Source organism: Caproiciproducens lactatisolvens (assembly GCF_052443335.1).
Lineage (GTDB): Bacteria > Bacillota > Clostridia > Oscillospirales > Acutalibacteraceae > Caproiciproducens.
This window is the reverse complement of the sequence record NZ_CP195750.1, coordinates 440,610-463,829: the sequence shown is the minus strand read 5'-3', so window position 1 is coordinate 463,829 and position 23,220 is coordinate 440,610. Positions and strand designations below refer to the sequence as shown.

17 protein-coding genes, 5 tRNA genes and 3 rRNA genes are annotated in these 23,220 nt (G+C 52.1%); 1 reads left to right on the top strand and 24 read right to left on the bottom strand.

The genetic code is table 11. The features are described from left to right. Nucleotides 1-3: 3 nt before the first annotated feature. From ACRQV7_RS02260 to ACRQV7_RS02240, 5 genes are all read right to left on the bottom strand, one after another. Nucleotides 4-678, bottom strand: a complete 675-nt coding sequence (locus tag ACRQV7_RS02260; RefSeq protein ID WP_444659266.1) for an HAD family hydrolase — start codon at nucleotides 676-678, stop codon at nucleotides 4-6. Between the two features lie 166 nt (nucleotides 679-844). Next, nucleotides 845-1,282, bottom strand: coding sequence for a hypothetical protein (locus tag ACRQV7_RS02255; protein WP_275717451.1), 438 nt, complete (start codon nucleotides 1,280-1,282; stop codon nucleotides 845-847). 271 nt (nucleotides 1,283-1,553) lie between these two features. Then, nucleotides 1,554-2,294, bottom strand: coding sequence for a peptidoglycan DD-metalloendopeptidase family protein (locus ACRQV7_RS02250; RefSeq protein WP_444659265.1), 741 nt, complete (start codon nucleotides 2,292-2,294; stop codon nucleotides 1,554-1,556). 163 nt (nucleotides 2,295-2,457) lie between these two features. After that, nucleotides 2,458-3,309 (bottom strand): IS3 family transposase, encoded by an 852-nt coding sequence (locus tag ACRQV7_RS02245; RefSeq protein ID WP_444659264.1) that lies wholly within the window; start codon nucleotides 3,307-3,309, stop codon nucleotides 2,458-2,460. After that, entirely contained in the window at nucleotides 3,306-3,608 is a 303-nt protein-coding gene (locus tag ACRQV7_RS02240; protein WP_444659263.1) for an imidazolonepropionase, read from the bottom strand. Before ACRQV7_RS02240 ends, ACRQV7_RS02245 begins: the two co-directional genes overlap by 4 nt. Nucleotides 3,609-3,926: 318 nt before the next feature. On the opposite strand from ACRQV7_RS02240, the gene lexA reads away from it, so the two are divergent. Further along, nucleotides 3,927-4,508, top strand: a complete 582-nt coding sequence (gene lexA / locus ACRQV7_RS02235) for a transcriptional repressor LexA (protein WP_275717455.1) — start codon at nucleotides 3,927-3,929, stop codon at nucleotides 4,506-4,508. A gap of 112 nt (nucleotides 4,509-4,620) precedes the next feature. On the opposite strand, the gene tnpA is transcribed toward lexA, so the two are convergent. From tnpA to ACRQV7_RS02140, 19 genes are all read right to left on the bottom strand, one after another. After that, a complete protein-coding gene (gene tnpA, locus ACRQV7_RS02230; RefSeq protein WP_444659262.1) occupies nucleotides 4,621-5,079 on the bottom strand; it encodes an IS200/IS605 family transposase in 459 nt (152 codons plus the stop codon). Nucleotides 5,080-5,253: 174 nt separating this feature from the next. Further along, nucleotides 5,254-5,853, bottom strand: coding sequence for a cyclase family protein (locus ACRQV7_RS02225; RefSeq protein ID WP_444659261.1), 600 nt, complete (start codon nucleotides 5,851-5,853; stop codon nucleotides 5,254-5,256). A gap of 16 nt (nucleotides 5,854-5,869) precedes the next feature. After that, the gene (locus ACRQV7_RS02220) at nucleotides 5,870-6,559 is read right to left on the bottom strand and encodes a 5'-methylthioadenosine/adenosylhomocysteine nucleosidase (RefSeq protein ID WP_275717459.1); all 690 of its coding nucleotides are present in this window, start codon (nucleotides 6,557-6,559) and stop codon (nucleotides 5,870-5,872) included. Nucleotides 6,560-6,629: 70 nt separating this feature from the next. Then, nucleotides 6,630-7,247 (bottom strand): HAD family hydrolase, encoded by a 618-nt coding sequence (locus ACRQV7_RS02215; protein WP_444659260.1) that lies wholly within the window; start codon nucleotides 7,245-7,247, stop codon nucleotides 6,630-6,632. Between the two features lie 345 nt (nucleotides 7,248-7,592). Continuing rightward, nucleotides 7,593-7,668, bottom strand: a tRNA-Asn gene (locus tag ACRQV7_RS02210). Nucleotides 7,669-7,675: 7 nt separating this feature from the next. Then, a 5S ribosomal RNA gene (gene rrf / locus ACRQV7_RS02205) occupies nucleotides 7,676-7,792 on the bottom strand. Nucleotides 7,793-8,013: 221 nt separating this feature from the next. Then, nucleotides 8,014-8,088: transfer RNA gene (locus ACRQV7_RS02200), tRNA-Glu, on the bottom strand. Between the two features lie 61 nt (nucleotides 8,089-8,149). Then, a tRNA-Lys gene (locus tag ACRQV7_RS02195) sits at nucleotides 8,150-8,225 on the bottom strand. Between the two features lie 132 nt (nucleotides 8,226-8,357). Further along, nucleotides 8,358-11,189, bottom strand: a 23S ribosomal RNA gene (locus ACRQV7_RS02190). 349 nt (nucleotides 11,190-11,538) lie between these two features. Beyond that, nucleotides 11,539-11,615, bottom strand: a tRNA-Ile gene (locus ACRQV7_RS02185). A 224-nt stretch (nucleotides 11,616-11,839) separates the two neighbouring features. Next, a tRNA-Ala gene (locus tag ACRQV7_RS02180) sits at nucleotides 11,840-11,915 on the bottom strand. A gap of 256 nt (nucleotides 11,916-12,171) precedes the next feature. Then, nucleotides 12,172-13,733, bottom strand: a 16S ribosomal RNA gene (locus ACRQV7_RS02175). Together the 16S, 23S and 5S rRNA genes with 5 tRNA genes alongside form the textbook arrangement of a ribosomal RNA operon. A 380-nt stretch (nucleotides 13,734-14,113) precedes the next feature. Beyond that, the gene (gene folP / locus ACRQV7_RS02170; protein ID WP_444659259.1) at nucleotides 14,114-14,929 is read right to left on the bottom strand and encodes a dihydropteroate synthase; all 816 of its coding nucleotides are present in this window, start codon (nucleotides 14,927-14,929) and stop codon (nucleotides 14,114-14,116) included. Between the two features lie 70 nt (nucleotides 14,930-14,999). Beyond that, nucleotides 15,000-15,533 (bottom strand): hypothetical protein, encoded by a 534-nt coding sequence (locus ACRQV7_RS02165; protein ID WP_444659258.1) that lies wholly within the window; start codon nucleotides 15,531-15,533, stop codon nucleotides 15,000-15,002. Continuing rightward, the gene (locus tag ACRQV7_RS02160; protein ID WP_444659257.1) at nucleotides 15,461-16,384 is read right to left on the bottom strand and encodes a transglutaminase domain-containing protein; all 924 of its coding nucleotides are present in this window, start codon (nucleotides 16,382-16,384) and stop codon (nucleotides 15,461-15,463) included. Before ACRQV7_RS02160 ends, ACRQV7_RS02165 begins: the two co-directional genes overlap by 73 nt. Before the next feature lie 119 nt (nucleotides 16,385-16,503). After that, a complete protein-coding gene (locus ACRQV7_RS02155; RefSeq protein ID WP_444659256.1) occupies nucleotides 16,504-18,030 on the bottom strand; it encodes a transglutaminase domain-containing protein in 1,527 nt (508 codons plus the stop codon). A gap of 98 nt (nucleotides 18,031-18,128) precedes the next feature. Then, a complete protein-coding gene (locus ACRQV7_RS02150) occupies nucleotides 18,129-20,246 on the bottom strand; it encodes a hypothetical protein (RefSeq protein ID WP_444659255.1) in 2,118 nt (705 codons plus the stop codon). A gap of 35 nt (nucleotides 20,247-20,281) precedes the next feature. After that, complete coding sequence (locus ACRQV7_RS02145; RefSeq protein ID WP_444659254.1) at nucleotides 20,282-22,432, bottom strand: efflux RND transporter permease subunit; 2,151 nt, start codon at nucleotides 22,430-22,432, stop codon at nucleotides 20,282-20,284. Nucleotides 22,433-22,503: 71 nt separating this feature from the next. After that, nucleotides 22,504-23,097, bottom strand: a complete 594-nt coding sequence (locus ACRQV7_RS02140) for a TetR/AcrR family transcriptional regulator (protein WP_275717994.1) — start codon at nucleotides 23,095-23,097, stop codon at nucleotides 22,504-22,506. Nucleotides 23,098-23,220 lie beyond the last annotated feature (123 nt).

Sequence of the window (23,220 nt, the reverse complement as noted above, 5' to 3'; positions counted from 1 at the left end):
CAATCACCTCATGAGGCCAGCAACAATCTCATAAATTTGTTCCGGTCTCTCGACGATATATTTCGCATTGTTTTCTCTCAGTTCCTTCTCGGTCCGGAATCCCCAAAGGACACCCGCCGTATCCATTCCCGCGGCAGCGCCGGTTTTCATATCCGTGTTTGTGTCCCCGATGTAGAGGATGTTTTCCGGGCTGACGGCAAACTCGTCCGCGATCAGCAGCGCGCCCTCCGGAGAAGGCTTTCGGGCCACCTCCTGCCGCTGCCCGTAGCACAGGTCAAAGGTTCCTCTCGGGAACAGCGCGTCGATAATCGCAGTGGTGCAGTTGTGCGGCTTATTGGAAAGCACCGCCATACGGATTCCCTTTGCTTTCAGTTTTTTCAGCGTATCCTGCACCCCGCTGTAATTCGTGACAAGACAAGTGGGATCGCTTTCATACAGTTCGTCGTAAATCCGCCTCATTCTGCGGACGTCGTCCTCCGTGTACCCCTGCGCGCCCAGCGCGGTGTCAAGCATGGCGTGCATCAGCCTGTCCGTCCCGTTCCCGACGAGATACCGGTATTTTCCCACCTCAATCGGCTCGTATCCGCACCGCTTCATTGCGGTGTTGGCAAAATTGGCGATGGAAGCGAGCGTATTGGCCAGCGTTCCGTCCAAATCAAAAATACATGCCTTATACAAACAATCACCCTGCAATTCAAAATAACAAATGTATTTATAATAATAAACATTTTTGTAACGATTTGCAAGTCCCTTATGTCCCACACGGCCGTTCAGAACCGAAACAAGGGCAAAAAACATAGAAAAAAGGGGCGCCGGAGTGTGATCCCCGGCGCCCGGCTATGTACTAATTTTGGACTGCCAGTTTAACAGTCTGCTGTTTTTTTCCTGATGGACAAATATTATAAATCGTTCCGTCTTTTGCCACCATTGAGATCGGAATTTTGGGCAAAAGCTTGTGGATCATTTCTACAAATCCGTTCACCGGCGCCTCCGCCATTCCCGTTACAATATGGACCGCACCGATTTGTTTTACAAACCCTACAGCGATCAATGCCGCTTCGTCGTTAAAGTAAACGGTCATTTCCGCCTGCGCGTCACGTGCCGTCTGACGCAGATATTCGAGCTCTTCACAGCTGGTTTCAAATCCCGCAGAGGTTGGCTGCACGCAGAGTACCTGTAAAGAAGTGGAACTCTCTTCGGCAATTTTTTTGCCGGCCCGAATCAGTCTGTCACAGTCACGCTGACCCGTAACGCATACGAGGGTTGTGTTCCTGTCTTTCAATACTGTGCCTCCCTTCCGAATACCGTATTTTCCAACCATACTCAGTATAGTTTGATTTCCTTGCCGTTGTGGTAACAGAAAGTGTATAAATCATTAACAAAGTGTTAAATAAAAATTCGACATTTTTTGTAGGATCCATCACTTTCGGTTTTATTATAGCACAGAAAGCCGGATTTCACAAATGAAAAAACGGAGATCATAAAAAAGCTGCAGAACCATTCATTCTGCAGCTGTGATTTTGCCCCTAATCGTTTACAGTGTCGGGGGCGAGTTATTTAATAATGGAAAGCGGGTCGATATATTTTCCGCCCTTTTTCATTGATAAATGCAGATGGGATGCGTCGGCGCTTTCACACGGGACCGTTCCGACCGTTCCGACCTGCTGACCCTGTTTGACGGCCGCTCCCTTTTTGACGCTCGCCGCTGCCAAACCGCAGTAATAGGTTTCGTAATCTCCGTGCTGAATCACAGCCGTCAGGCCGTAAAGGTCGTCCGTATAGACATTTTTCACTGTGCCGTTCGCGACCGCTTTGACGGCGGTTCCTTCCTTAGCGGCAAAGTCGGTGCCGTTGTGCACACGCCAGTCCTTCATCGTATTTGAGAAAACGGGATTTTCCCCGCTGAATTTCAGCGTGACGTTTTTCTCGACCGGGCTGGCAAAGGTCAGAACGCTGGCCACGGTCTGCTTGGCCGGTACGGCAGACGACGGCGGAGCAGACGGCGCTTGGGACGGAGCCTCAGACGGCTCTTCCTTTGCCGGCTCCGACTCTGCGGGCGCCGCTGCAGAAGAAGTTTCGCCTCCCGTATAGACCTTGATTCCGCTTACCGTTTCATTCGTATGCTGTACCTGTGCGCTGCTTGTCGTCCCTTCCTCGGGAGAAGCATAGTTGACCACGCTGTCATAAGTGGTCCAGGCCGCAACACCAACCGCAATCAGACACACGCCAAGCGCAATATAAAATCCCCTGGAGTTCTTTTGTGATTTGTTATTTAACAAATGTAAATTACTCATTCGTGCCACCTCCGAATATATTTTGGCCATAAATGAAACGTTATATTCGGCGGATGACATTTTTATCATAAAAATAAAAAAAGAAAAAAGACCTAATCCATTTTGGACTGATCCCCAACAAACAGACAAAGGAATAAAAGGCCTGTCGCAGAATAGATAGGATTTAGGCGGCCTTGCTCCGAATTTCGGACGGAGTGAGGCCGTTTTTCAGATTGATTCGCTCATAATTGTAAAACTGAACATATTCAGCCACTGCTTGTTCCACTTCGGTACGGCAGGAAAAATTCATACGATATAGGCATTCCGTCTTGAGTGTACCAAAGAAATTTTCCATAGCGGCGTTGTCATAAGGGCACCCGGGGCTGGACATGGACGGCTGAAAATGATATTCTTGACTTAGGTCAAAGTATGCTTGCGAGGTGTATTGAGACCCTTGGTCGCTGTGGAGGGCAAGTCCACCAGCGACCTTCTCTTTTTGTACGGCATCCCGGATGGTATCCGTCACCAGTGAGGCGGTCATGTCATTGCCGATACGATAGGCCAAAACCATTTTGCCGCACAGGTCTACTACCGCGCACAGATACAGCATTCCTTTTACAGTAGGGAGGTAGGTAATGTCCGTAACCCAGAAACGATTGGGCAAGGGCTGCTCAAAGGATCTCTGCAACAGGTTCGGATATTTATGTACTGCCTGTTTGTAATGGACATAGGGTCGACGCCGACGTATTTGTGAAAGCAGATCATCCTTTCGCATGACGCGCAGAATGGCTTTCAAATTGACTTTTTTTCCGGTCTGCCGCAGAATCCAGCGGCGCACCCGACGGCAACCGTAGGTCTGTTTACAGCGCTGCTGACAGTCCGCAATCAAGTCCGTCAGCCATTGGTCCTTTGCTTCTTTTTTCTGTCGATTCCGCCATGCATAGTAGCCGCTGCGGGAAACCCCGAAGGAACGGCACATGGCCTCAATGCTGTATTTACCACGAAATCGTTCAATGACGCGATATTTCAGTTTCACTTCCTTCCAGCTTCGGACAGAAAATTTTGCAGCAGTTCTACTTTCATCCGCAGCTCAATCAATTCGTTGTTCCGTTGCGTTTCTTTGTCAGCCGGTTTTTGTCTCGGCCGTCCCTTTGGACGAGGAACATAGCCATTGGCAATCAAGCGGGCTTTGTGATTCTGGCGCGTGACCAGCTTTTTAATTTGTTTTTTGCTTAGACCATAACTTTCCGCTATTTCTCGGTTGGTTTCGCCTGCTGCCTTTCTCCGGAACACTTCTTCGCTTAGAATTTCAACTTTTGTATATTTCCTGGACATGAAATGACCTCCTGTCGTAGTTTCCATTCTACAACAGGAGGTCTCTTTTTTCACTGTCCGTTCTTCGGGGGATAGTCCAATTTCGACCAGGTCCTTTTTCATTAGCTTGAGGGGTATATTGAGGAGGGTAGAACATGTATCAAGTAATGGTGCGGCTCCATATCCTTGATTACGTCTTTATTATATCGCATAGCGGGATTCAGTTGTTACATAGCTATGAATATCTTATGAATTTTTAATATTCCAAACATTTGTTTGATTTTTTTCAAAAATATGTTATAATATCTGCAGAAGCCAAATACACGGGAGGGCTGCGGAATGTTAACCAAAAGCCAGCAAAAAGTATACGACTATTTAAAAAGCCGGGCCGAAAACGGGCTTCCGCCCACTGTGCGCGAAATCTGCAGCGCAACCGGGCTGAAGTCAACCTCCAGCGTACACGCTCACCTGAAAACGTTGGAACGCGCCGGGTATATCAGCCGTGACGCGGGCCTGAACCGCGCGATCCACCTTGCGGGGGAACAGAGCACCATACAGGTCCCCATCGTGGGAAAGGTCGCCGCCGGCCAGCCGATTCTTGCCGTCGAGGAGGTGGAGGGCTACGTCCCCTTCTCACCCGCCCGTTACAGCGGTGAAGAATATTTTGCGCTGAATGTCCGAGGGGAAAGCATGAAGGACGCCGGGATTCTGAACGGCGATATCGTCGTCGCTCTGAAAACGCCGACCGCGCTCGACGGGGAAATCGTGGTTGCCCTGATCGAAGACGAGGCGACGGTAAAGCGTCTGTTCCGCGAAAAGGACAGGATCCGCCTTCAGCCGGAAAATCCGGATTATCAGCCGATCTACACGAAAGACGTTTTGATCCTCGGGAAAGTCGTCGCGGTGTTCCGGTATTATTAAACAGAAATAAAAATCCACCGGCGTAGCCGGTGGTATTTCATATGCGGGTATAACCCGCTATTACTGGCGGCCATTGCAATGGCTGGTACGGTCTGACATTTGCAAAGGATTGTTACTTGCTACCCTTAAAAGGGTCTTGATATTCTCTGAACGTTAATTGATCTTCTAATTTATCCTCTTCCAATTGATGTTGAATGTATTCGGTTATCCTCTTTGCATTCTTTCCAACTGTATCCACATAATATCCTCGGCACCAAAAGCTTCTGTTTCCATGCTTGTATTTTAAATTTGCATGTCTTTCGTGAATGATGAGGCTGCTTTTCCCTTTTAAAAATCCCATAAAACTCGCTACACTCATCTTCGGTGGTATCTCTACTAATATGTGTACATGGTCAGGACATACCTCTCCTTCTAAAAGAGCGACTCCCTTCCAACCGCATAATTCTCTCAGTATTTTTCCTATTTCTGCTCGCTTGCCTCCGTAAAATATTTTTCTACGGTACTTTGGTGCAAATACAATATGATATTTGCAGTTCCATTTGGTATGTGCTAAACTTTTATTGTCATTCATCTCTGAATGTCCTCCTTTTGATGTCTCTTGCAGTTGCCAGACCGCAAGCTTATTTTACATCAAAAGGAGTTTTTTTGTCTGTTTCAACGCTAAAGCTTTTTCCGCTCCACCGACATAGTCGGTGGTTGTTCTACAAAATAACGGGAGGGAATCGAAATCGGTTCCCTCCCTGTTTCATGGTGCCTCGATGTCCTGCCCATCCTCTCTGATCAGGACGGCCCTTACCGGGGAAGCCTCCGCTCCGCCCAGGCGGAGCGGCAGGGCGATCAGCCGGTAGCCGCCGGGTTCCGCCATGGAGAGGTCCAGCCCCTCCAGAATCAGTACGCCTGCTCCCAGCAGCTCTTTGTGCGCGGGAAAGGAGCCGTCGTCTTCCGTTTCAATACTGAGCGCATCCGTTCCCACCAGGGTAACGCCCGCGGCCGTCAGCGCGAAGGCGCCGCTTTGGGACAGGGATGCCTGCCCCTTGAACAAAATCATTTTCTGAGCATACGGCACGATGTTGTCAATATCGGAGCCGGTAATAATACCGTTTGCCTCCACGACGGTGCAGGGACCTGTCAGCCGCGCCAAATCGAGCTGGTCGACCGTTTCGCCGTCTTCAATGAAATGGCGCGGTGCGTCAACGTGGGTGGCGCTGTGGCATCCCGTGTAAAAACCTGAAAGATTGCAGACGTCCCCCAGCTCCATCCGGCGCACGGAGTCCCGGTAAGGCTCCGGGTCCCCCGGATAAACCGGTGCGGAAAAAAGCTCACGTGACACGTCGATGATCTTCATGTCTTACACCTCTTTTTCAGATGGAGGGTAATATTTTTGTGATAAGCTCCGCGGTCTTATGCGCGGAGGAAATAGCAAAAGCGGCGAAATCGATATTGGCCGCCTCATTGGCATTATCCGAGATGGCGCGGATGACCACGAAATCCACATGGTTTATGTAGCATACCTGCGCGATGCTCCCGCCTTCCATTTCGCACGCCGAAGCCTGAAAATCCCGGGCGATTTCCTTCAGCTTTTCCCCGCTGCTGATGAACTGGTCACCCGTGGCGATCACCCCGACATGCACGCCCTGGCCATAAATCTGCTTCGCGGTGGAAACCACCAGATCAACCAACCTTGTGCTGGCGGGAATGGTGACGATATTCAGTCCACTGATCAGGCCCTTTTCATCCCCAATAGCGGTGGTATCCATGTCGTGCTGCACCAGCCCGCTTGATACGACGATATCGCCGATATGAATATTTTCGCCGATACCGCCCGCAACGCCGACATTGATGACCGCACTGGGATGATAATTCAAAATCATAGTCTGCGTGCAGACCGCCGCCGCGACTTTTCCAACGCCGCATTTCGCGACAACACAGTCGATGTTCTCTATTCTCCCGGTATAGTAAACCACCGAACTGACTGTCTGCGTACTTTTATCCGTCATGACCGCGATTAAATTTTCCACTTCTACCGACATTGCCCCGATAATTCCAATCATACCCGTACCTCAACGCTTTCCTTAAACTTTAAGCCATACTGCATAGGGAATCTGTTCCCCTCATTTTTTCTTATAAAGATAATACATCTTCCGGCTTCTCCAAGGCATATTCCGGAGAAATGCCCTCCGGAGCACGGCAGCCCCACAAAGCCAAAGCGAAGTCCACACCCGCCCCGTGCGCGCATCTGCAGTCGTAAGCGGAGTCCCCGATATACAGCACGTTTTCCTTACCCGCACCGGACAGCTCCATATATCTAAGCATCGGCGCCGGATCGGGCTTGTGTCCGGGTGAATCCTCCGCGCAGAGAATATGTTCAAAATAATGATCCAGCCCGAAAGGGGGGACCACCGCCGCATACTCTTCCCTCGTCCGGGAGGTAATAACGCCCATTTGGATTCCATTCCTTTTCAGCTGTGAAAGCGTAGAGGGGATTTCCTTAAATGGTTTTATGGAATAGGAAAATTCCTTTTCATATTCTCCCCAGATGCGGAAAGCGTCTTCGAGCGGCTCAACCTTCATCCTGGCCAACGCGTCATGCCCGGGGATTCCAAGGGAAAACCGAAGTTCTTCCAGCGGATACATTTTTCCCTGTATGGTAAAAAGCATCTTCTGAAAGGATAAAAGAACCGCATCCTCACTGTCAAGCAGCGTTCCGTCAACATCAAAAACGATATGAGTGTATTTCATCAACCGTAATACCTTTCTAAGAATCATTTGATAGGTTCTAATCGCTTCCATGATTGTCATCGCAACAGAAATGTTCTCTCTGTTCTTTTTATCCTCATTATAGGGAAGCAGACCAGGTCTGTCAAGTTTTGCGAAGGCAACTTCCCTCTTGTTTGCATTGTTATCAGTTATATAACAAAAAATCACCCATCTCAGGTGATTCCTTCGTCTCTCCGGATTAGCCCCGTCTCTTGATCCAAGGCCCAAACAAATCTAAGGGGGGGTGTTTCCTTAACGCCCTGAATCTCCTTCAGGATATGCGGATAAAACATAAAGACCACCAATCATTCGACTGGTGATCTTCTCTGGCTCCCCAAGTTGGACTCGAACCAACGACCCTGCGGTTAACAGCCGCATGCTCTACCGGCTGAGCTATTGAGGATTATTTGTGTTGGCACCTTCCTATTGTCCCGGGCCGTTACCAGCCAAGTATCTTCGGCACCAGTGAGCTTAACTTCCGTGTTCGGGATGGGAACGGGTGGACCCTCACCGTCATCAGCACCAACTAACTTAAATTAAATTGTAATTCTCCGACTCGACGGAAACAAAAATCTTACCATAGCAAATGAAATTTGGTGACCCGTGGGAGGACTTTGCAGTCGGCATGCGCCTACGGCGATGACCTCAGACAGCCACTTGAAATCTCTGCCCTTGCTTTCCTGTGGAAGACCGGAGTTCGATTCTCCGGCTCAGCGGAAAGAAAAACCAATTGCGCTTGAACAGAAAATGGTGACCCGTGGGAGAATCGAACTCCCGTTATCGGCGTGAGAGGCCGGTGTCTTAACCGCTTGACCAACGGGCCATATCTTTCATACAGTCAGATGCAGAGGCCAGAGGCTCCAGCCCCCGTTCCGACTTCTTAATGGTGCACCATCAGGGACTCGAACCCGGGACACCCTGATTAAGAGTCAGGTGCTCTACCAACTGAGCTAATGGTGCATATGGCAGGTTGAGCCTGCACGCTCCGGATTTTCATCCGCTGCTCTTTGCTTTTCACAGGTACTTTTGTACACTGAAAACTGAATAAAGGGAGGGAAGCAGAGTGAGAAATAGAGGGTTGCCAAGAAAAATATGGTCAAGCCCTCGGCCTATTAGTACTGCCAAGCTGAATACGTTACCGTACTTACACACGCAGCCTATCAACCTTGTAGTCTTCAAGGGGCCTTACTAGCTTACGCTATGGGATATCTAATCTTGGAGCCGGCTTCACGCTTAGATGCTTTCAGCGTTTATCCGATCCGCACATAGTTGCCCAGCTGTGCCATTGGCATGACAACTGGTGCGCCAGCGGTGCGTCCATCCCGGTCCTCTCGTACTAAGGACAGCTCTCCTCAAATATCCTGCGCCCACGACAGATAGGGACCGAACTGTCTCACGACGTTCTGAACCCAGCTCGCGTACCACTTTAATCGGCGAACAGCCGAACCCTTGGGACCGAATACAGCCCCAGGATGTGATGAGCCGACATCGAGGTGCCAAACCTCCCCGTCGATGTGGACTCTTGGGGGAGATCAGCCTGTTATCCCCAGGGTAGCTTTTATCCGTTGAGCGACGGCAATTCCACTCTCATACCGCCGGATCACTAACTCCAACTTTCGTTACTGCTCGGGCCGTCACCCTCGCAGTTAGGCCAGCTTACGCGTTTACACTCAAAGGCACGGTTTCCGTCCGTGCTGAGCTGACCTTTGAGCGCCTCCGTTACTCTTTTGGAGGCGACCGCCCCAGTCAAACTGCCCGTCTAACAATGTCCCCCGGCCGGATTCACGGCCGCAGGTTAGAATTTCAGCAACTTAAGAGTGGTATCCCAACAGCGACTCCGCAAAGGCTGGCGCCCTTGCTTCACAGTCTCCCACCTATCCTGTACATAAATTACCGAAACCCAATATTAAACTGCAGTAAAGCTCCATGGGGTCTTTCCGTCTTGTCGCGGGTAACCGGCATCTTCACCGGTACTACAATTTCGCCGGGCGGGTAATTGAGACAGTGCCCAGATCGTTACACCATTCGTGCGGGTCGGAACTTACCCGACAAGGAATTTCGCTACCTTAGGACCGTTATAGTTACGGCCGCCGTTTACTGGGGCTTCAATTCAATGCTTGCACATCTCCTCTTAACCTTCCAGCACCGGGCAGGTGTCAGCCCCTATACTTCATCTTGCGATTTGGCAGAGACCTGTGTTTTTGCTAAACAGTCGCCTGGGCCTATTCTCTGCGGCCACATTGCTGTGGCACCCCTTTTCCCTAAGTTACGGGGTCAATTTGCCGAGTTCCTTAACTACCCTTCTCCCGTTGGCCTTGGAATTCTCTTCCTATCTACCTGTGTCGGTTTGCGGTACGGGCGCCTCAGATATCCATAAGACTTTTCTCGCCCTGCTCTATGCATACTTCCCTACTCTAATTTCGGTCCCTTACGCCCGGGTCAACCATCGCCCGGGTTATGCCCTTTGCAGGTGTCCTCTTACTTAAATCTTTTGGCGGCTACGGAATTTCCACCGTATGTGCATCGGCTACGCCTCTCGGCCTCACCTTAGCTCCCGGCTTACTTGGAGCGGACGAACCTTCCTCCAAAAACCTTAGACTTTCGGCCAATATGATTCTCACACATTTCTCGCTACTCATTCCGGCATTCTCACTTGAATAAAGTCCACCAGCGCTTCCGCTCTGACTTCACCCCTTATTCAACGCTCTCCTACCATTCCTTGCGGAATCCCAAGCTTCGGTATATGATTTAGCCCCGTTAAATTTTCGGCGCAGGGTCACTCGACCAGTGAGCTATTACGCACTCTTTTAATGAGTGGCTGCTTCTAAGCCAACATCCTGGTTGTCTGTGCAACCCCACATCCTTTTCCACTTAACCATATTTGGGGACCTTAGCTGTGGGTCTGGGCTGTTTCCCTTTTGACAACGAAACTTATCTCACGCTGTCTGACTCCCGTACATCAATTATCCGGCATTCTGAGTTTGATAGGTTTCAGTAGCCTTTCGGCCCCTAGACCATTCAGTGCTTTACCTCCGGTAATCTAATACGAGGCTAGCCCTAAAGCTATTTCGGAGAGAACCAGCTATCTCCGGGTTCGATTGGAATTTCTCCGCTACCCACACCTCATCCGCTACTATTTCAACAGGAGTCGGTTCGGTCCTCCATGGGGTTTTACCCCCACTTCAACCTGGACATGGGTAGGTCACCCGGTTTCGGGTCGAATACAACTGACTTCATACGCCCATTTCAGACTCGGTTTCCCTGCGGCTCCGTCCCTTAAGGACTTAACCTTGCCAGTTACATTCACTCGCCGGACCATTCTACAAAAGGTACCCGATCACCCTTTGACGGGCTCTCGGTGCTTGTAAGCACAAGGTTTCAGGTTCTCTTTCACTCCCCTTCCGGGGTCCTTTTCACCTTTCCTTCACAGTACTCTTCACTATCGGTCACTGGGTAGTATTTAGGCTTGGAGGGTGGTCCCCCCATATTCCCACCGGGTTTCACGTGTCCGGCGGTACTCTGGATACAGCTAAGCGCTTTCCTTTTTCGCATACGTGACTCTCACACTGTTTCGTTGGCCTTCCCATGCCATTCTGCTAAATTCCAGCGTCCATGTTGCTGTCCGAACCCCGGGAGTATTGCTACTCCCGGTTTGGCCTCTTCCGCGTTCGCTCGCCACTACTAGCGGAATCTCATTTGATGTCTTTTCCTCGCCCTACTTAGATGTTTCAGTTCAGGCGGTTCCCCTCATACACCTATGAATTCAGTGTATGATAACTGGACATGACTCCAGTTGGATTGCTCCATTCGGATATCTATGGATCAATGCCCACTTACGGCTCCCCATAGCTTTTCGCAGTTAGTCGCGTCCTTCTTCGGCTCCCAGTGCCAAGGCATTCCCCTTGCGCTCTTTGTAGCTTGACCATGTGTTTTTTCTTGGTTCTTCTTTAAAAATTTGAAATTGTAGATTTTAAATCTAAAAATAACAAGTTATTTTTCGCTTAATATCTGCTTCTTCTTTATTCAGTTTTCAATGTACACGGCCGCAGGCCGTTTCGTCGCGGGACAGCACTCAGATCAAAAGACCCGTTCTGCCGCGGATTCCACCTTCTGCCGGCCTTTGCCACACGATACCCTTTCCTCCACCGAAGTGAATTCAAACTACCGTATGTATTTGTCTTTGGGATTTCGGGAGCGTCTTCCGACTGTCCCGCCGCACCGCGATTCTTTCCTGCCGTTGTTACACGGCGGGCCTTGCCTCGGGTGCTACCCGTGGTGGGCTTAAGTGGACTCGAACCACCGACCTCACGCTTATCAGGCGTGCGCTCTAACCGGCTGAGCTATAAGCCCATATTTCTGGCCAGAGGCTATCCGGTTATTCTTGTGCCCATATAGCCGCACACGCAGTGTGTTTCGTCACGCTTCAGCTTTCGGCAATCTCTCGCCTTCCGCACGCGTTCCTTAACACGCTTCCGTGATTTTTTGGCAAATCCTGATCCGCAGTTCTTTCCGCGTGCGCTCATTTGACGTTTCCATCAAATCTTACCCGCGAATTGTCTGCGGCGACTCGCCGCTGGTGGAGATTAACGGGATCGAACCGTTGACCTCCTGCTTGCAAAGCAGGCGCTCTCCCAGCTGAGCTAAACCCCCATATACAGGTAGCTTCACTCAGGTGTTCTACCCTTGTTTCCACTTTTTTCTGAAAGCTTTGCGCTTCGCTCCTCACCCCGGAAGCCGGTTGTTACCGTCCCGCGGCGCCAAGACACTTTCCCCGGACTGCTGTCCGCGGGCCGTGCCTCTGAGCTCAGCTCAGGGCCTTCAAAATTAAACAACGATTCGAATTTCGTCTTCCGTAACTGACCTTGGATGTCTGACCAGCTTGTTTCAGCTGCTCATGTCTCCATAGAAAGGAGGTGATCCAGCCGCACCTTCCGATACGGCTACCTTGTTACGACTTCACCCCAGTCGCCAATCCTACCTTCGGCAGCGCCCCCCTTGCGGTTGGGCTACTGACTTCGGGTATTACCGGCTCCCATGGTGTGACGGGCGGTGTGTACAAGGCCCGGGAACGTATTCACCGCGGCATGATGATCCGCGATTACTAGCAATTCCAACTTCACGCAGGCGGGTTGCAGCCTGCGATCCGAACTGAGACTGTTTTTCAGGTTTTGCTCCACCTCGCGGTCTTGCTTCCCTTTGTTAACAGCCATTGTAGTACGTGTGTAGCCCAGGTCATAAAGGGCATGATGATTTGACGTCGTCCCCACCTTCCTCCGTTTTGTCAACGGCAGTCTGATTAGAGTGCTCTTGCGTAGCAACTAATCACAGGGGTTGCGCTCGTTGCGGGACTTAACCCAACATCTCACGACACGAGCTGACGACAACCATGCACCACCTGTCTCAACTTTCCCCGAAGGGCACCTGATGCATCTCTGCTTCGTTAGTTGGATGTCAAGACCTGGTAAGGTTCTTCGCGTTGCTTCGAATTAAACCACATACTCCACTGCTTGTGCGGGCCCCCGTCAATTCCTTTGAGTTTCAACCTTGCGGCCGTACTCCCCAGGTGGATTACTTATTGTGTTAACTCCGGCACGGAAGGGGTCAGACCCCCCACACCTAGTAATCATCGTTTACGGCATGGACTACCAGGGTATCTAATCCTGTTTGCTACCCATGCTTTCGTGCCTCAGCGTCAGTTAAAGCCCAGTAAGCCGCCTTCGCCACTGGTGTTCCTCCCGATCTCTACGCATTTCACCGCTACACCGGGAATTCCGCCTACCTCTACTTCACTCAAGCTCCACAGTTTCAAACGCAGTCTATGGGTTAAGCCCATATATTTCACGCCTGACTTGCAGAGCCGCCTACGCACCCTTTACACCCAGTAAATCCGGACAACGCTTGCTCCCTACGTATTACCGCGGCTGCTGGCACGTAGTTAGCCGGAGCTTCCTCCTTGGCTACCGTCATTTGTTTCGTCACCAAGGACAGAGGTTTACAATCCGAAAACCGTCTTCCCTCACGCGGCGTTGCTGCATCAGAGTTTCCTCCATTGTGCAATATCCCCCACTGCTGCCTCCCGTAGGAGTCTGGGCCGTGTCTCAGTCCCAATGTGGCCGTTCAACCTCTCAGTCCGGCTACCGATCGTCGCCTTGGTGGGCCTTTACCTCACCAACAAGCTAATCGGACGCGAGTCCATCTTCCAGCGGATTGCTCCTTTGATATTCGGACCATGCAGCCCAAATATGTCATGCGGTATTAGCGTCCGTTTCCAGACGTTATCCCCCTCTGAAAGGCAGGTTACTCACGCGTTACTCACCCGTCCGCCACTAAATTAAGCTCAACACCCACCACTCGGTAAGGTGTTCCCACCAAACAAAGTGTTCGGTGTTAAACTTAATTCCGTTCGACTTGCATGTGTTAGGCACGCCGCCAGCGTTCGTCCTGAGCCAGGATCAAACTCTCTAAAATATTGTATATAATCGCCATTAAGGCGTTTATATCTTCTATCCAGAGTTTTTGAAGAGCTCTAAATACGATACACTAAGCGTGTATTCTCGTTGTCTTTTAAAGTGACAACCAACTTCGTCCGAAAGTACTTCCATACTCTCAAGTTCATTACGGGTTCCTTAATTCTCTCGTTGTTTAATTTTCAAGGTCCTGGTCGAAAACTCCGCTTCCGCTCTGTGTTTCTGCCGCTTCGGCTTTGCTTTCGCGCTTCGCGTCTTTCGTAAGGCGCTTGACTATAATACCAAATACATCCCCGTAAGTCAACCCTTTTTCCGAAGTTTTTTTAACTTTTTTTAAAAAGGCTTGTCCCCGGCCCATTTTGCCTTATAATCCGACGCCTTTCAGCCGCGGGCCCGCCGAATCGCAAACGCGATTTTCGCGGCCTGCACCGCCTGTGCGACATCGTGGGCGCGAACCATATCCGCGCCGTCCGCCACGGCGATGCTGTGGGCGGCCAGCGTTCCGGCAAGGCGCTGCTCGTAGGGCGGGCTGCCGCACTCGGCGCCGATCACCCGCTTGCGCGAAGCCGCGATCAGCAGGGCGCAGCCGTCCACATGGAGCCGGCCCGCGTTTCCCAGCAGCCGCAGATCCTGCTCCTGGGTTTTTCCGAAGCCGATACCGGGGTCAAAACAGATGCGCTCTTTGCAAATGCCGGCATTTGTTAGGATATCCAGTTTCTCCATAAAATATTGATTGACATCCTGAATAATCTCTTCTTTTGTTTCGCGGTGATGCATGACAATACAGCCGCAGTCGGAGCGCGCCGCCGCCGCGACCATTTCCGCGTTGTCGAAGCCGTTCAGGTCCCTGAGAACGGACACCCCGTATTTCAGCACCTCCGCCGCCACCTGCGGATAGAACGTATCCACGGAAAGGGGCACGGCAAGACGGCCGTTCAGCTGCATCAGCACCGGCAGAAGCCTTTCCAGCTCTTCCTCCGGAGAAAGCACCGTGCTGCCCGCGCGCGCGGACTGCGCCCCGATATCAATGATATCGGCGCCCTGCTCCTGCATTTCCAGCGCCCGGCCCGCCGCTTTTTCGGGTGTGAGGAAGCGGCTCCGGTCGGACAGGGAATCCGGCGTAACATTCAATATTCCGATTACATAAGCTTTTTCGCCCAAAGAAAAACGATATTTTCCCGCACAAAACAGATTCATCCGCATATTCCTCCTTTTCCCGCATACCGTAATTCACGGCTCCATTTTTCCTACGTTTTTCTTTTCCTTATTAATGATATTCCAGAATGACCGTCAGCCCGCGGCATTTGTCCGCCTGGACATACTGGATTTTATCCTCGTTGATCCGGCTCCCTGCTTTCAGGGAACGGTTCGCCGTCTGAATATAATGAAAAAGCTGATACTTCGGCGCGCCGATCATCTGCGCCACCGTATCCTCGTAATTTAATTTCTCATCAATGTAAAATTCGACCGTTCGGCTTTTGGACTTGGCCGCCGAGGCGACCGCAGCCGCGGCCTTTTTATTGTTTTCGGAAGTAAACCCGCTGACAGGGATTCCCCTGGCCCGGAAATAGTTCGCCTTCATGGAGGTGCAGGCGGGCAGGGGCAGGTTATAATCTGCGGAAGAATCGTCCTCGTCCTTTACTTTTTCCCCTTTTAACAGAAGAATATTCTCGCTGATGCTGTGGTCCGCGCGGATGATACTGTCCGATACATTAAAGTAATGATAATTCAGAAGGTCGCTGTCGCCCCAGGTGGGATCGAGATGATACCAGTCGCCGTCAACGCTGATGATGTTCCACATGTGCGGCTCGCCGTTGCCCTCCCGCTGACGGTACGGCAGTCAAGCCCGCAGTAAGAGGCCAGCAGCTGCATGGCCCGCGCATAGCCCTCGCAGACCGCCATGCCGTCGACCAGCGCGCCGGTCACCTCGTGGGCGGCCAGGCGGGTCTGATCGGTCACCGCGGCGTTGTCGTAAGTACACCTTTTTGCGATCGCCCGAAAAAGATAGATCTCCCGGTCCAGCTCGCTCAGCCCCTTGGGTATCCCGGCGATGACCGAAGCAACCTCCGCGTTCAGCTTTTTGACCAGCTCGCTGCACTTTGAGGGCGGCAGATACCCATACAGCTGCACCGAGGTGTTCCCCGCCTGACAGGTATAAGAATACTGGTTGGAAAGCCAGAATATCTGCGGATTGTCGCACCGCAGGGCAAGCACCGCCGCGCGGATCTGCTTTTCGGAAAGCTCCTCATGTTTCACCGTCGCCTCGTCGGCGGGATAATAACCGTCCTTGTTTGCCTTCTGCGCGATGGCATACGCCGATTTCAGAAGTTCCTGATAAAGCGCGCGGCTGCCGCTGTCCGTCAGGCTGTCCAGCCCCGCCGTCTGGTGAAAGACCGGATAATTCGCGGATGCGGACGCAGCGTCCTGTAAAACGGAAGAAGCGTTTTTATCCGAATTTTCCGTATCCGGGGTGCCCCCGGCGCTCCCGTCCGGCTCTCCGGAAACGGAAGCCTCCAGCGCGTTCTGTAAAAAGCCCGTAAACGGATCGTCCCATGCAAGCCCCAGCCTGTCGTGATACAGGACCAAAAACCCGAACATACCGATCAACCCGGTCAAAAGCAGCGTCATGACTGCGGTCAGAAATTTTTTCATGGGCTCCTCCGGACGTTGGTAGAATTAGTATGATTATTATAGCACGCCCAAAAATAAAATCAATTGACAAATAAAGGGCCCGCAAGACAATCTCGCGGACCCTCGCCCTTTGTGCTTTCTTATTTATATTTCAGGAAAAGGGTGATGCCCCGGTTGACCTTATCACCGAGATACTGCAGATTATCCGTGTCAATCCGGCTTCCGGCCGCCTGCTTGCTGTTCACCGCGTTAACGCACTTCAGAAGCTGGTACGGCGGACTCGTCGTCATCCCGGCCATTATGGTTTCAAAGTCCACGCTTTCATCAATATAGAAGGAAACGGACGAATTTTTCGACTGTACGGCAGTGGTCAGCGCAGCTGTCACGGTGCTGTCCTCCAAGCTGCTGCTCACCTTTGCGGCCTTCGCCCTGAAATAGTTGGCGGCGGTGGCGGTACAGACCGGAACCGTCAGGTTGCATTTTGCGGCTTCACCGCCCACCGTACCGTCGATCTGGTCGTCCGTCAGGGTGGAAGCGCTTGGGAAAATGGTACGGCTCTGGGCGATCGCCGCATCGTTCAGATTGAAATAGTTATATACCTCCGTATTGCTGTCGCCCCACGTCGTGTCCAGATGATACCAGCTGCCGTCTATCTTGATGACGTTCCACATGTGGTTGACCCCGTTGCTCTGTCCGCTCAGCAGCATGCACTGCAGTCCGGCATAGCTGGAGAGGAGCTGCATGGCTCTGGAGTATCCTTCACAGACCGCGGTTCCGTCAATCAGCACGCCGTAGGAGGAAAACGACTGCCAGATGCTGGCGTCGGAGACTGCGGCATTATTATAGGTACAGTTCTGCGCTATATAATGAAAAAGGTACAATTCACGGTCAAGCTCGCTTAACCCCGCCGGCATCGCGCTGATGACCGCGCTCACCTTCTGGTTCATCTTCTGGATCATCGCGGTGCAGTTGGGCTGTGACACGACGGAATAAAGCTGGATATAGGTGCTGTCATTGGAGTACGCATAGGAATACGCGTTCGCAAGCCAAAAGACCTGGGGATTGTCGTTGAGGAACGCAAGCAGGATCACGCGGAGCTGCGCCTCGGAAAGACGGCTGCCGGATACGACGATCTTCTGGGTAGGATAGTAGCCCTCGGAAGTGGTCGCGGCCGATATCTTGTAGGCGCTTTCAAAAATCTGTTTATATACGGCGCGGCTGACAAGGTCGGGCAGGAAATTGTAGCCCTCCCGCTGATCCACGTAGGTATAGCCCGATTGAGCGGCAAAGCTTTTGGGCACGCTGAACTGTACGCCGTTGTCCGCCAGCGCGTCGCCGGAAGTCTTTTTGAGCGTCTGCCCGTCCGGCGCTGTCTGCGTTTTCGGCGCCGTTGTTGTTTTCCCGCTTTGCTTTGTTTCAGCGGAAGCCTTCGCCCCCGAGGCGGCGGCAGAATCCGTTTTTTTCGCGCTCTGCCCGGAAGTCTCCGCTGAATCCGACGGATTGATCTTCGGAGCGGGATTGTTCGTTACCGCTGAAGATTCCGTCCGTAAGGACGAATCGGGAACGGCAGCTGTTTGTGCACACCCGGCGAGAGGCAGCGCCAAAATGACCGCGGCCAGAAACCCTGCGAGGACGGTATGTAAGCGGCTGTGTTTCATAAAATTCATATTTCCAATCCCTTCCAAATAAATCTTTGTGCTTATTATAGCATGTCTTTGTGATATTTTTGTGAAAATATTTAGAAAAAACTGGAAGAATTTTTTATCTATGAAAATACGGAGGTGATCGCCGACCAAAGTTTTGTAAATACGCTGTGGATCCGGTCAAGAACACTCGAACCGTTTTCCTGCTGCTCCAGGTCCTTTTCCCCCTGATTTCCCTCGTCCTTGCTGATTTCCTGTGTCCGCAGAACGATCTGGATGCTGGACGGGGACGCGTTTTTCAAAGACGTGAACGAAATCGGCTTCGCCTTCGCGTCAAGATTCAGAAAATTGTTTTCATCCTCAAACTTGTCGAGCTCCTTGTCAACAGTGTTTTTCATCGTCTGATTCGCGTTTTTGACAGTGGAGGTATCATCGATCTGGCTCAAAGCCTTCTGCAATACTGAAATCAGTCCGTTCAGGGTCTGGCGGGTACCGTCGTCCAGCTTGTCGCCGCTGGTTTTCGCGACGGTTTCCAGAGAGGTCAGGAAGGCCTGGGCGCTGGAAATCGTGCGGGCCAGGCTGCCGACCAGACTTTCCATATCCTTCAGCGCGCCGACCGTATCGTCCTTGTACTGGTTCATGGTCCCGTTCAGCGCCGCAATATTGTCGGTGACGCTCTGCGAAATATTGAGGAGATCTTTCAGATTGCCGCCGGCCTGATTCGCGTGGCGCAGCAGGTCGTCCGCCGAATCCGTTCCCTCATCCAGCACGTCCAGATAGGAGTCCAGCACGCTGACGGTCTCCGTTCCGGTATCAAAAAAGGAATCCGACTGTCCGAGCACCGCTTTCAGCGCCGTTTCCAGCGTGGCGGAGGATTTCTGAACGGTCTGCAGGCTGGCTCCCACGGCCTGAAGGCTTGTTATTAATTCCTGAGTGGAAAGTTCCGTCGGATGGGCATCCGCCACTTTCCCCGCGGCGGTTTGAAGCTTAGTCATATCCGCAGCCAGCTGTGCGGAACCGTCATCCATCTGGGAAAGCAGTGCGGCAAGCTGCTTCGCAGTCGTTTTGGCTGTGCCGAGCTGTGTATTCAGGTCCTTGGCCAGTGCGGCGCGCTTTCCGGACGCGTCGTCCGCGTCGTCAAGAACGTCCCGCAGGTCGTTCACGTCGCTGCGCACCTTGCTGATGGTAGCGGACAGCGAAGCCATTGTGGAACCGACGACGGTCACGTTCTGCGACATAGTGTTCAGCGTGGTGCTCACGTCCTCCACCAGCTGCTGGCTTTTCTGCAGATGGGGGATCAGCGCCGAAGTCTGGGATGCCGTTTGGGACAAATCCGCAAGCGCTTTGTCCGCGCTGCTGTACACGCCGCCCTTGGATGAGCTGACGGTCTGGCGGGCGCCGTCCAGCGCGGCAAGGCCGGACTGGGTCTGCTTGAGGCCGCCGGACAGGCTTTCCAGTGTACTCAGGATTTCATTCGCGCTGTCGCTGATCGCGTCCATGGAGCCCTTTACGGTGTCCTTATCTTCTTTTAAATCCTTGATATCCTGCATCTGCTCCAGCGTGCCGGGTACCATCATCATGACAATCCCGATCGATTCAAAGCTGTTGGTACCGATACGGATGACGTCCGTCGTCTCTTCTCCCGGCAGCCCGGCGAACAAAATTGCCTTATAATCGCCCAGGGACTGGACCTGCGCCCCGGGGGCCTCCACGCTCAGCGTGTCCTTCATTTTTACGACCGTCCCGACCTGCAGCAGAAGGTTGTTGCGGTAATACTCCGGCGCGTTTTTGTCGGGCGTCGTTTTAATATCGATCTCCACCAGCCCGGAAGCCCCGGCCAGTTTGTCCGCCGCTGTGGGAACGCCGTTCAGCTTGTAGGAAACGTCGAAATTCCACGGAAGCGCGGCTGTTCCGTTCTTCGGCGTACATTCATAATAGAAACGGCCCGTGCTCTGGGGGAGTTTCCAGCTGACCGAATCCCCGGAGACGGCAGGCTGCACCTCATTGGTCATATTGGTAACCTTTTCGTAAGAACCGTAGTCCGTAAACTCGCCGGCGCCGTTCAGGTCGCAGCCCTTGACAATGTTGACCTTTTGCGGCTTGCCGTAATAATCCAGATTGACGTAGACCGCCTCGTCCGTAGAAACGGACGGCGCCGCGGCCCGCGCGGTGGCCGACAGCGACGGGACCAGCACCGCCGCCGCGAGGATTCCGGCCAAAGCCCTGTGTATTTTTTTCATGGAAAGATTCCTCCTTGATCGCTTGTTTTTGTCCGTCAGGCCGCGGGATGCGCGCGGCCCCTGCGAAACGCGGGCATCCTTTCCCGCGCCTTTTCGCGCAGGTCCCGCATCCGCTGAGTATGGCGTGTAATGGGTTTGTCAAAGAAGTACAGCAGCGCCGGCAGCGCGAAAATCACCATCGAAAGGCTGAGCAGAGCGCCCCTGCCGATCAGATGACCCATATCCGCTATGGCGCTGATGGAGGAGGTGAAGTACAGGATGTAACCGACGCCCGCCAGAATGGTGGCGGAAGTGAGGAGAGGCGGGGTCGTCATGGCGACCGCCTCGACCGCCGCGGCCTTGCTGTCCAGATGCTCCCGGCTTTCCAGATAGTTGTTCGTCATCAGGATAGCGTAATCCACCGTGGCGCCCAGCTGGATACAGCTTACAATAATATAGCCCATGAAAATCAGCTGGTTGCCCACCAAATATGGGAAAAGCATATTGATAAAAATGGCGACTTCAATCGGTATCAGGATCAGAACCGGAATCAGCAGGGATTGGAAAGTAATCATAACCACCAGGGCCACACTGAGCAGCGACAGCATATCGACAAAGTCGTAATCGCTGGTAATGGTCGTCTTGATATCCTGCGTGAACGGGGTAGTCCCGACCACATAGGAGCTCTGCGGATAGTATTTTTTCACAATGGACTGAATTTCGTCCGAGCACTGGAAGGCGAGCTTGCTTTCATCCTTCGTTTTTATGTAGATCAGAATGCGCGAATATTTGTCCGTGTGAAGCTTTCCCGTCACGCTCTCGGGAAGGATGCTTTCCGGGATACCCTCGGGCAGGGTGTTCGCAAGGGAAGTCACGCTCTTGGTGTAGCTGAGGTCCTCCAGCTCCTGCGAAAGCTCCCGTTCCTTTGCCACGCTGGTGTTGGGAACAATGGCGAGCAGCATATTGCTGCGGCCGAACTTCGCGTCGATCGCCTGTTCATCCTCGTACACCTTCGTCCCCTCACCGGCGCCGACGGCCTGACTGCCGTACACAAAATCCGTCATTCCTTTTCCTATATAAGCGGGGGCGGCGATAATCAGCACCGCGGCCAGCACCGCGTACCGGCTTTTAAACACGCCGCGGGCGAATTTATCAAAGGAAGGCAAAAACGGCCGGTGGGCGGTTTTTTCGATCAGGCCGGCCCAGCGGATAATCAGGGACGGCATTAAAAACAGCACGGTCAGCACGCTGATGAGAATTCCCTTTGCCAGAACGATCCCCATGTCAAACCCGATGGAGAACTTCATTAAAGCCAGCGCGATAAAGCCGAAGAAGGTCGCGACGCCGCAGGCCAGAATGGATTTGGCGGAGTGCCGGATCGCGTTGGCAATAGCGGTCGTCAGGTCCAGCCCCTTTTCCCGTTCCGCCGTAAACGAATGGATCAGGAAGATGGAATAGTCCATGGCCACCGCCAGCTGCAGGACGGAGGAAACGCTGGAGGTCAGGAACGAGACCTCGCCTAAGAAGATATTCGTCCCCTGATTGATGATGATCGCGATTCCCATAATCAGAAGGAACAGCACGGGCTCAAACCACGACGTGGTGGTAAGGCAGAGAAACAGGATGATCATGGCGACGCAGATGACCGTCGCCCTCGCCATTTCCTTTTTCAGGTTCTCGCTCAAAGACTTGTTCTGAACGGCCGCCCCGATGAAATGCCCCTTGTCGCCCGTGATTTCCTGAATGCGGTCGATGGCCTGCGAGGTGCGCACGCTGGTATCGCTTTCGTCAAAGGTAATGTCCATCACGGAATAGCCGTCTTTATAATAGTCCTCAATATCTTTGTATCTGATAAACTGGTCGGCCTGATAAACGTCGGTCGCCGTGTCCGTCCACATCACCATGTCGACGCCGTCCACGGCTTCGATTTTATCCTTGTATGCCTTGGCCTGATACAGCGAAACATCGTCGATCATCACCCGCGCCGTGCCGGGGTAACCGAATTCCTTTTTCATGACGCTGATCCCCTGCTTGGAGGGAGTGGTCTCCGGCAGATATTTCGTCAGGTCGTAATTGATGCTGACAAGCGAGTTTAAAAAAATGCTGGCCACAACCAGGACGATAAAGGCGATTTCGATTTGTTTTCTGCGGTTGATAATCAGGTCCACTACAGAGTGTGAGCCCTCCCGGGTTCCTGGCAATTTCATTCCCGATGCTCCCTTATTTGTTGTATTTTTATAAAAAGCGCTTTCAATAGGTTTATTTCGTCCGCGGGGGGTCAGGCCAGTATTTCCCTGATCGACCGGTACAGTTCGCCTTTCACACTGTCGATCGGATAGGGCATTTCCAGAACAATGGAGTTGTAGCAGACGGCCCCGACCATGGAAACAACAATATACAGCCGCTGTCTGGCGATCTCGCTGTCGCCCCCCGCGGTGATAAAGTGCTGAATAAAGATCCGCTTCGCCCCTTCCATTTCGTCATAGGTCAAAGCCTTTTCATACAAATCCCAGGACAGATTTTTATAGATCAGGGACAGCAGCTTTTTGTTTTTCTTGAAAAACTCAATTAAATAATCCACGAAAAAGATCACGCTCTGAAGAAAATCCATTTCTTTGATCTTCTGACGCTCCGCAACCGCTTTCATCGCCTCGTCAAACACAGCCGCGCTTTTCTTTAAAATGATTTTATCGACCAGATCATATTTATCCTTGCAGTACAGATAAAACGTTCCTTTCGCAACGCCCGCTTTTTTCACAATATCGTCGATAATCGTGTTGTGTACGCCGTTCGAAGTAAACAGCTCATAGGCGGCGTCATAGAGCTTTGTCATTTTCAGCTTTTTGTTTTCCAGAATCTTTGTCGTCTTCAATTTTCGTCATCCCCTCGCCCTTTTTCTGCCAAATTACGGAAAATGACTATTAGTCAATATCCGTATTATAAGCTCGCCCCTTTCGTCTGTCAAGAAAGGAAGTATACAAATACGGTATAGATT

What these genes read in the sequence shown, in the direction of transcription:
- ACRQV7_RS02215 (WP_444659260.1), bottom strand. Translation starts at nt 7,247, where the DNA reads ATGAAATACACTCATATCGTTTTTGATGTTGACGGAACGCTGCTTGAC.
- ACRQV7_RS02155 (WP_444659256.1), bottom strand. Translation starts at nt 18,030, where the DNA reads ATGAATTTTATGAAACACAGCCGCTTACATACCGTCCTCGCAGGGTTT.
- ACRQV7_RS02160 (WP_444659257.1), bottom strand. Translation starts at nt 16,384, where the DNA reads ATGAAAAAATTTCTGACCGCAGTCATGACGCTGCTTTTGACCGGGTTG.
- ACRQV7_RS02145 (WP_444659254.1), bottom strand. Translation starts at nt 22,432, where the DNA reads ATGAAATTGCCAGGAACCCGGGAGGGCTCACACTCTGTAGTGGACCTG.
- lexA (WP_275717455.1), top strand. Translation starts at nt 3,927, where the DNA reads ATGTTAACCAAAAGCCAGCAAAAAGTATACGACTATTTAAAAAGCCGG.
- ACRQV7_RS02220 (WP_275717459.1), bottom strand. Translation starts at nt 6,559, where the DNA reads ATGATTGGAATTATCGGGGCAATGTCGGTAGAAGTGGAAAATTTAATC.
- ACRQV7_RS02250 (WP_444659265.1), bottom strand. Translation starts at nt 2,294, where the DNA reads ATGAGTAATTTACATTTGTTAAATAACAAATCACAAAAGAACTCCAGG.
- ACRQV7_RS02150 (WP_444659255.1), bottom strand. Translation starts at nt 20,246, where the DNA reads ATGAAAAAAATACACAGGGCTTTGGCCGGAATCCTCGCGGCGGCGGTG.
- ACRQV7_RS02165 (WP_444659258.1), bottom strand. Translation starts at nt 15,533, where the DNA reads ATGTGGAACATCATCAGCGTTGACGGCGACTGGTATCATCTCGATCCC.
- tnpA (WP_444659262.1), bottom strand. Translation starts at nt 5,079, where the DNA reads ATGAATGACAATAAAAGTTTAGCACATACCAAATGGAACTGCAAATAT.
- ACRQV7_RS02225 (WP_444659261.1), bottom strand. Translation starts at nt 5,853, where the DNA reads ATGAAGATCATCGACGTGTCACGTGAGCTTTTTTCCGCACCGGTTTAT.
- folP (WP_444659259.1), bottom strand. Translation starts at nt 14,929, where the DNA reads ATGAATCTGTTTTGTGCGGGAAAATATCGTTTTTCTTTGGGCGAAAAA.
- ACRQV7_RS02240 (WP_444659263.1), bottom strand. Translation starts at nt 3,608, where the DNA reads ATGTCCAGGAAATATACAAAAGTTGAAATTCTAAGCGAAGAAGTGTTC.